The organism is Coxiella-like endosymbiont, from assembly GCF_002871095.1.
Lineage (GTDB): Bacteria > Pseudomonadota > Gammaproteobacteria > Coxiellales > Coxiellaceae > Coxiella.
Window position 1 is genome coordinate 1 of sequence record NZ_NSHJ01000111.1, and the last position, 9,504, is coordinate 9,504.

Below are 9,504 nucleotides of genomic sequence, written 5' to 3' on the forward strand. Positions count from 1 at the left end.
CTTTCTCAAAAATAAAAATAAATATCACTACACTATTACTATATAAATATTCAGTAATCACCTCCTTAGATCCAGGATAAAATGTTTTCTAAAATTTTTTAAGTACATCTGTCACATTTTCTGATTTAAGATGAAATTCTAAATAAACAGACATCTCACTATAACAATAGTTGTCTATTAATTTGGAAATCTATATTACGAGTTCATTAATATGATAAAAATACTAACGGGTTAATATTTTTTCAGGAAAATCATCTTCTCCTAACACTACTCCCCATCATATCACATTTAATTTTTTATAATTATAAAATACTTCTCTTATAACAAGAGTTTTAGAGAGTCTAATACAAGTCACATGATAAAAACTATCAATAGATTCTTTAAATAAAGCTTTAATAGTGTCACCAAAAAATAATCCAACATACAAATTTAATCAACTCTTTCTTATGTTTACCAAAATTTAATGCACCATTTATCTATTACGGTATTTTTCAGAAACAGCTCAAAGCTTTGATCAAAATATCAAGCTTTGATTCTATTATATCTAGTTGATTCTATTAATATACTTTTTCCGTAGAAAACCAACTTTCCTCCCTTAAGATAACAAATCTTTTTCGTATCAAAAATTGTATAAATATATAGCTTCTTCGACCATATGAGGAACTACTTTCTTCAATTTCTACCAATTTTATGTCTTTTAAATTTATACTGTATATTAAATTTATAAACGTTCTATTAGGAATATATTGAAGTACCTATAATTTATTTAAATAATCTTTCCTTTCACTAATACATAAAGTATGCAGAAAGTTAATATAATGAAGATAATATAATGTAGATAATATAATGAAAATTATAAATACCTAATTGAATATCGTGAAGATAAGCAAATCATTCAAAGAATTTTCAAATTTTCTTTGAGGAAGATAAAACTATTAATAGTCATAAAAATCCTTACATCTAAGGGTAATTCTACATTATCCAAGGCTAATATTAATTCAATAATACCATTCAATGTAAGTTAATATATCTGAGTATAAATTTCTGTTTAGTCTTTTAACTAGATGAGGTTAGTAAAAAACGTTTTCTAAAAAATTAAAATATTTCTGTCAATATACTTTTCATAAGGGTAAATATTAGAAAAGCTAAGTTCATGAATTTAAATAAGATTCAAAATAACTATAGGTTCCTAAATGATATTTTTATCACACAAACAGCTAAACAAAGTGATTAAGCTATTTATCAACGTGAGGGATGTTCAGCTTCTTGGACCGAGTGACCAAGAAAGAATTCTAAAAAAGCCTGTTAGCATATACCCTTTAACAGAGGTTTAGTAATGAGAGAATTGACTAGGTATATTCTAGTTTCAATACATAGTCATTAGGTAATCATAATTAAGAATTATGATTAAGATCACAATATATAATTAGACATTTAAATACAGAGAAAACAATAATTCTATAAATCATTACAATCAATTTTTATTCCTTAAATTTTCTGAAATATTTGACCATATCATGCTGTTCTAATGCATCATGCACTAACACAATCTGATCTCAAATCAATTTAAACACCTATTACTTCAGTAGTATATTGAAGTAATATTTTTACTCATAATTTTCACTTCATCAAAAGTCTCTTACTTATCATTCATTTATAATATCGAAAACAGTGAATCACCTGGTTTTCAGGAAAACAATCAATAAAATATTAGTAAATAAATACTAAATTAAAATACTTTTAAGCAATTCTTTATATACTGTACTCTTGTTGATACTGTACTCATCCACCTATCATTCAGTAATAGTGGTGAATAGTTTTTTACCTTTACATTATGGATTTGCCTAAAATTTTTTAGAGATAAAATGACTTGATTATTTGTCAGATAGTAAAATAGCAATACTTTATCGACTTTTTTATCACCTCCGAATAATATTACTTTTAAAAAATCTCATTATAATCTCAATTAAATATCAAATTTATTGGTTTGATCTACATCAATAAATACATTTAAGTAACGCACAAGAAAATAGCACCCATAATCTGTTACCTAAAGAAATTTGAACTTTCTCTCAAAAAAGAGAATGAATAATTTAAAATATTAAATCAAATATTATACTTATCCGAAATCCTGATACTGTGAGCGACAATAATTTTTTTGAGATAATGAAGTCAATAGAAAATTAAACTTTTTTAGTACTTGACACTAATTGATATAAAAACAATCTAGTGATAACTAACAAACAATAGATAAATTATCTTCGAGAAAAGTAAAATAAGTAGATCAGAAATTTTAAGATTAGAAAAATCGATGTTTTAATTAGTCTACAAAAAGCTCTGCTGGTAATCTTCAAGTCCATTTAAAATTATTAGAATTCATTCATCAATTTGAACTCATTCCACCTTTAGGTATGCAGAGAAATTAATCCTTTTAATAAAGATCATTAATTAAAAGATTGCCCCCTTCACTTTTCCTAATTACAAAAATTATGTAGGACCCAAAATAACAAGATTTTCTCAGTCACTGTTTTTCAATATCCAATCTTATATATTTAGATTATTTTTTATCTACAATTCAAATTTAGCCCACAAAACATTCATGAATCATTATAGTAAAATTACTATCAAAACACTGAGAGTTATTTCGCAATTTAATGTTTCAACTTCATGCGGATGTTGGCTCTGCACTATACAAAATATTCTCTCAATTTGATTGGAAGTTAATTATAGAAAACATGAAAGAATTATTTAACCATGCATACAATTACAGAGATAAAATTAAGAGCTAAGAGCTAATACTCACGTGCATCTTAAAATGAGAAAACTATAACTGAACGGCTTGTTGATATAGTTACTGTTATAAAATGGCTCCTCACCAAAAACCTCTATGCTTTTTTATCTTACTTTTCATTCAAATGCGAGAAAAATTTAAATTAAGTGTCAAGTATTTAAAATATCTTTATCTTTTTAATAAAAAGATAACTATAATAATTACGTAAGTAATTTTTCAGACACTCATCAATCATGGCTTAACCGCTTTCTGTGTTTACTGCCCACAAGATAATGATTAAAATTAAAATTTTGGATATACTATACCTGACTTTTAGGACAAAATTAAGAATTTTACTTCTAAATTAAATTGATTTTATCTCTTTTAAAAATACTATGCATAAAAATTGTATTTATTACCTTTTAAGTAAATTAAAAATAATTCTGACGGGTTACTTTTTTGACAAGTCGTAATGTTTTATTGGCAATATCATTCACCTGATCGGCACCATTTTTCAAAATCTTATATACGTTCGTATGATTTGTTTCGTATTCAGAACGACGTTTTTGAAAGGGCGCCAAAAATTCTAATAATACATCTACTAAACGCTTTTTACATTCTACATCACCAATTTTACCTTCACGATAAGACTGCTTCGCTTTTTCTACCCATTTTTTATCGGAATTAAAGGTATCGTGAAAAACCCACAAGGGATTATTTTCAATTGTTCCTGGATCCGTCACACGTAAACGATTCGGATCCGTATAAATATTCATAATTTTTTTTCGTACAACATCTGGAGGATCACTTAAAAAAATAGCGTTATTGAGCGATTTACTCATTTTTAATAATTGACCACTTTTACTAGGCCCACCAGTTCCAACTAATCTCCGAACACGCCCAACCTTAGCTTTTGGTATTGGAAATAAAGCACCAGCCTTTAAATAATCTTTATCTTCACTATGCGGATCTACTCCACAATACAATTGATTAAAACGCCTCGCTACTTCACGAGTTAATTCCAAGTGGGGAACCTGATCTTCACCTACAGGAACGATTTCAGCACGAACTGACAAAATATCAGCTACTTGCATAACTGGATATAATAAAAACCCCATTGAATAATTGTTTCCTAATTCTTTGTCTCGAATTTCATTTTTAATAGTAGGATTACGCATTAAATGAGAAAACGGAATAAGCATACTAAAAAAAGCACTTAATTCTAAAATGGCTGGGACATCAGATTCAATAAAAATCGTGCTTTTATCAGGATTAATGCCTACCGCTAAATAATCAAGAGCAATGTCTAATGTGTTTTGACGAATGACCTCAGGTTGTTCGGCTTGAGTAGTAAATGCGTGAGTATTTGCGAGCACAAAATAACATTCATATTCATCTTGGAGGGAAACCCGATCTTCCACTGAACCTACCCAATGTCCTAAGTGGAGACGTCCTGTTGGCGTATCACCACTCAGTAATCGTGGTTTCTGTTCAAACGTAGACATAGATCCATCATCGCTAGTTGATAGGCTTCTGTCAACCTCTGCGTAGTTTGGGTAAAATGGATCTGACATGGAAAATCTAACTCTTTTAGAATCATTAAATCCTCGACAAAAAGAGGCAGTTACCTCATTATCTCCTTACGTACGTGTTTTAGCCGGTGCAGGCAGTGGCAAAACACGTGTATTAACTTATCGTATTGCTTGGCTTATCCAACAACAGGGTGTCTCTCCTTATAACATCCTAGCAGTGACATTCACCAACAAAGCTACCTACGAAATGAAAAGACGAATTAAAAATATGTTAAGTATTCCCAACACAGGAATGTGGATGGGGACCTTTCATTCTTTAGCACATCGTTTACTCCGAACACATTGGAAAGAAAGTAATCTACCCAAAGAATTTCAAATTCTAGATTCCGAGGATCAATACCGTTTAATTCGTCGTATTCAACGGAGCTTTAATTTAAAAGAAACTCAATGGCCCCCTAAACAAACCCAATACTTTATCAATAAGCAAAAGGAAGAAGGCTGGAGACCTCAAATAACTAGCGATGATAGTTATTTTACAGCGATTCTAGTTAAAGTATATAAAGCTTATGAAGAAATTTGTCTGCGAAGTGGACTCGTAGATTTTTCAGAATTATTATTACGCTCTCTTGAATTACTACGAGATGTATCATTGATTCGCCATTACTATCAAAAACGATTTCATTATATTTTAGTAGACGAGTTTCAAGATACCAACACTATCCAATATGCCTGGCTTTGTGCTTTGGTAGGGGAGCACACGGGAATAATGGTGGTGGGAGATGACGATCAATCTATTTATAGTTGGCGTGGCGCGAAAGTAGAAAATATGCATCGTTTCTCTTGGGATTTTACTGATGTTCAATCAATTCGTTTAGAACAAAATTATCGATCAACACAAACCATACTTGACGCTGCTAATGCTATTATTAAAAATAATACGAACCGTCTTGAAAAAAAATTATGGACTACAAGCAATACAGGCGAAAAAATTAGCCTATATACAGCTTTTAATGAGCGTGATGAAGCTTTTTACATCAGTTCATGCATTGAATCATGGATAGAAAAAAAAGGAAAATACAAGGATATCGCAATTCTTTATCGTTCTAACTCGCAATCTCGTTTATTAGAAGAAAGACTTATTGATCGACAAATTCCCTATCGAATTTATGGGGGACTCAAGTTCTTCGAACGAGCAGAAATTAAAGATGCAATTGCCTATCTACGCTTATTAGCTAACCGCCACGATGATGCTGCTTTTGAGCGTGTTATCAATACCCCTACCCGTGGTATTGGCAATACTACACTGATAAGCTTACGTGCTGCCGCTCGTGACCAAGGTATCTCTTTATGGAAAGCAGCAATGAACTTAATTAATAATCAGAGTTTGAGCGTTCGCGCCCTGAACGCCTTACAACAATTTTTAAATTTAATCGAAGTACTCAGTGCACCAACAAAAAAAAACCTTTCTCTAGTTGAACAAACCAAAAAAATGCTTAAGCAGAGTGGTTTACTTACTTTCTACAATAAAGATAAAAGTGAAAAAGGACTTTCCCGCGTTGAAAATTTAGAAGAATTGATCAACGCCATCTCACAATTTACCCCAGAAACGATAACAGACGAGACTAGTGTATTATCACCTTTAAATGCTTTTCTTTCTCACATTGCTTTAGAAACCGGTGAAGAGCAAGTCAGTTCCCAGAGTGATTGTGTAAATTTGATGACTTTGCACTCTGCTAAAGGATTAGAATTTCGGTTAGTAATTATAAGTGGATTAGAAGAAAACTTGTTTCCTCATCAAATGTCTATAGATAATGAAAATGAATTAGAAGAAGAACGGCGATTATGTTATGTGGGGATAACTCGTGCTAAAGAAAAATTAATTTTAACTTACGCCGAATCTCGACATTTACACGGCCTTAAAAAATTTAACCAACCTTCACGATTTTTGAATGAAATTCCTCCAGAATTAATAGACACGGTTCGAGCAAACACTTAAAATCTCTCAACCAGTTTCTATCACCTCTACGCAACGAACCCAAGCGCGGATAAGACCACATTTTATGTAGGACAGCGTGTTAATCACCCTAAATTTGGTAGTGGTATCATTATGAAGTATGAAGGGCAAGGTGAATACGCTCGTCTACAAGTTAAATTTGACAGATATAAAGAAAAATGGCTGGTCTTTTGTTACTCAAAATTAACAACATACTCATCATAAAAAGATTTCCTGGGAATACATACGGTTCTCTAGTAGGAGATACAATAAGTAGCATATTATCACGATGGATGATAATTATAATAAAAAATATTTCAAGATTTTTAAAAATCCTACTCCCGCTTTAAGGAGCGTAGTCCAATACTTTTTTGCAGGAAAAGTTTGTTCTCTGCTACAATTTCTCTAGAATGACCCTCTATTTCTGTAGAATGACTCCTTATTCCCTATATTAATAATAATTTATCAGGAAATCCGATAAATTAGCCTCCTTCGATTTTCTGCCGGCGTTACTGTTGTTATACTGTTCACAGAATATCTTCCTAATAAACTCTTTATGTCTACTCAAATGTTAAAAAAACTACCGTTTTTACTCATCATTCTTGTAGTGATTAATGTTTTTTGATGGATCGTACCCTACTTCTTAGTAGAGGTTTTTTTAAAATAGTTAGAGTACCAAAATAATTATTACCTTAGTATTATCGCTAAAAACTCTTGGCTCACTATAAAAACATTTTAAAATATAGCTAGAAGAAATATGAAATACCTGAATGGTATTATTATTTTACTTATTTTGCTTTTTTATTTATTGGATTTGGGAACTTATTCCTTCTTGGGCCTGTGTGTTGTTTCTACTCTATCTACATAATTTAAATAGCAATTATTACTTTTGGGATTCTTACTCCCTTACTTTAAAAACTTAGTAGTCAAAAAAAATTATTCATATAACCTAATTATTAATATAACCTTATAAAGTGCTACAGAAAAATACTTTGCGAGTATTACTTTTTTTATTAGATTTTTAATAGTATATTATCTCCTCACTAATATGGTTCTACTGGAAGAATTATAATATGCAATTAGTAGTCTAATCCTCAATAAGTATCACAAATTTTTAAGAAATTTTATTGATAAATTAAATAATTATAGAAACTTTCTAAAAAATTGGAAACTAATTAAATAGCGTTACTAAATGCAGTGCTTTGTATTAATTGATTATTTCTAAAATAATGAATATTTAGTATTTTGGTATCCACACGCAACCATGACAGTAAATTTTTTCTATCTCGGAAAATAAAATGTTTAAAATTATTTACCGCTTCCTCTAATAAAACAACATCTAAGTGAATCAGAAAAAAGGATAATAGTAGAAAAATCTTTTAATAATCTGATTAATTAAATTTTAGAGAATTTTAATCTAGATAAGAGATTGCCAATAATTTCTACAATTACTTTATTATAATAGACTAATTAATAAAAATAATATTATATTTAAGTGAACAATTAAGTAGTGCAAAATAAATTTTAACAATGAACAGTTTGAACGAAGAGTTGATTTAGTATAAGTTGGAGGCTCCCATCCCCCCCTCAGTATAAACAAGACTTTTTCATATAAATATTGATAGACCTCTTTCCTTCCTATATCCTGATCTAAAATACCAGCAGTCAAATTACCATGACCAAAATATGATAACATTTACATATTATAATCATGTGGTGTCTTCTATTTGCATGATTTAAATACTCTAGCCCTTTGAATAACAAATTTTCTCCAAGCGATTTTTCACCTATTTTACTTCAGTTATTTTATGAACTTTAAAAAAATCATTATAAAGTTCGCTTAAACCATTCGTCTCAAAAAAATCAAGAATTAAAAGGTATTTATAAGTGTTAAACTTTTCTCAAAAACTGTATTTAATGGTATAATAAAGTTAAAATTTAAGCTGCTTTTAATATTAAAGAATTCGTGAAATGGAACACGATTCTTATCAAGAATCGTATCTTTAATAATCAATGGTTTGATTATTTTACAAGACAGCAGTAAGTACTTCAAGCTTATTTTATAAGTAAATAAAATTTTATCAATCCTAAAAAACTTTAAATAAGCATTATTTTAATTGAATCTGATTTGATAACATTTCAATGTATAATCTTTAGAAAACTTTAGCAAACGTTTATGAATCTTAAACCTTTCCTACTCAAGGATCATAGATTATAATTATGGCTAGATGATAATTATGATTATATGATGACACATAAAAAACCCTATTTTCCCTAAATCGCAAAACAAAACTAAATTTTATTACCCTGCTAAAAATAGATTGAATTAGATTTTTATTTAATTTAATTTACTTGATTAATTTAATTTACTTAATTTGTATTAATTGATTTTCCTCATTTTTATATGAAAAACAGCTTCAACATTTAATTATACAACAACTAAATATAGCAACGAACCTAAATCTCTTCTAAAGAGACTGACTTTTTAATAAAGTCATCATATTAATGCTTCAAATGCTCATGTTTACCCTCATTAGAAATCCAGGGTTGGTTTACTAATGACTTTAAAAAAGATGCGTAGTTATATGATTCCATTCACATTTGAACTGTTCATAACAGTTTATCTGCCTATAAATAAATCAAAGAGCAGCTCTATAGATATTATAAATTTAAATATTATAAATTTGGATCTGCTTCTTCCTCTTTTCTTACTCAGATAAACTAACAAACCAATTATTTAGTTTTTTATTGGCTAGATACATTGTTATAACTGCAACAATAGAATCTTCATTTTGTAAAATACATATGATAAAAAATATTGATTGATATGAAAAATATCAATATATCTTTGAAAGAAAACTAATACATTAGCCCCGACTGATTAAACCAATATTAGTTTTCATAAATATTGTCCATATTAAAATAAACTGAAAAATCTAAAGACAACACACCTAAAAAGTACATGGATGATCCAGCACTGGCTTAGGTTTTATTCTGAACATTCTTTACTAAATAATTCATCTAAGTTAAATAGGAGTTTTCATTGGTATTGCTTTCCGATCCTCCATAATCCATAAAAGTAGAGTTTTTATTTCTCTCTAATAGACAAAATCATGAAAGTCATATTGTTGAAGGTAAACTCTACCAAAAAATTCTGAACAGATTACAAAGACAAATAAATTCCTAGATATTTAGATCTCCTTTCTAAA

Annotated in this window: 1 protein-coding gene and 1 pseudogene; one reads left to right on the forward strand and one right to left on the reverse strand. The window is 29.3% G+C overall.

Going from position 1 to position 9,504, the window contains the following annotated elements:
• Positions 1 to 3,201: 3,201 nt before the first annotated feature.
• Positions 3,202 to 4,275, reverse strand: a complete 1,074-nt coding sequence (gene trpS / locus CLERM_RS02465) for a tryptophan--tRNA ligase (protein WP_102157015.1) — start codon at positions 4,273 to 4,275, stop codon at positions 3,202 to 3,204.
• Between the two features lie 67 nt (positions 4,276 to 4,342).
• On the opposite strand from trpS, the pseudogene uvrD reads away from it, so the two are divergent.
• Positions 4,343 to 6,520 (forward strand): annotated as a pseudogene (gene uvrD / locus CLERM_RS02470) (DNA helicase II).
• Positions 6,521 to 9,504: the final 2,984 nt, after the last annotated feature.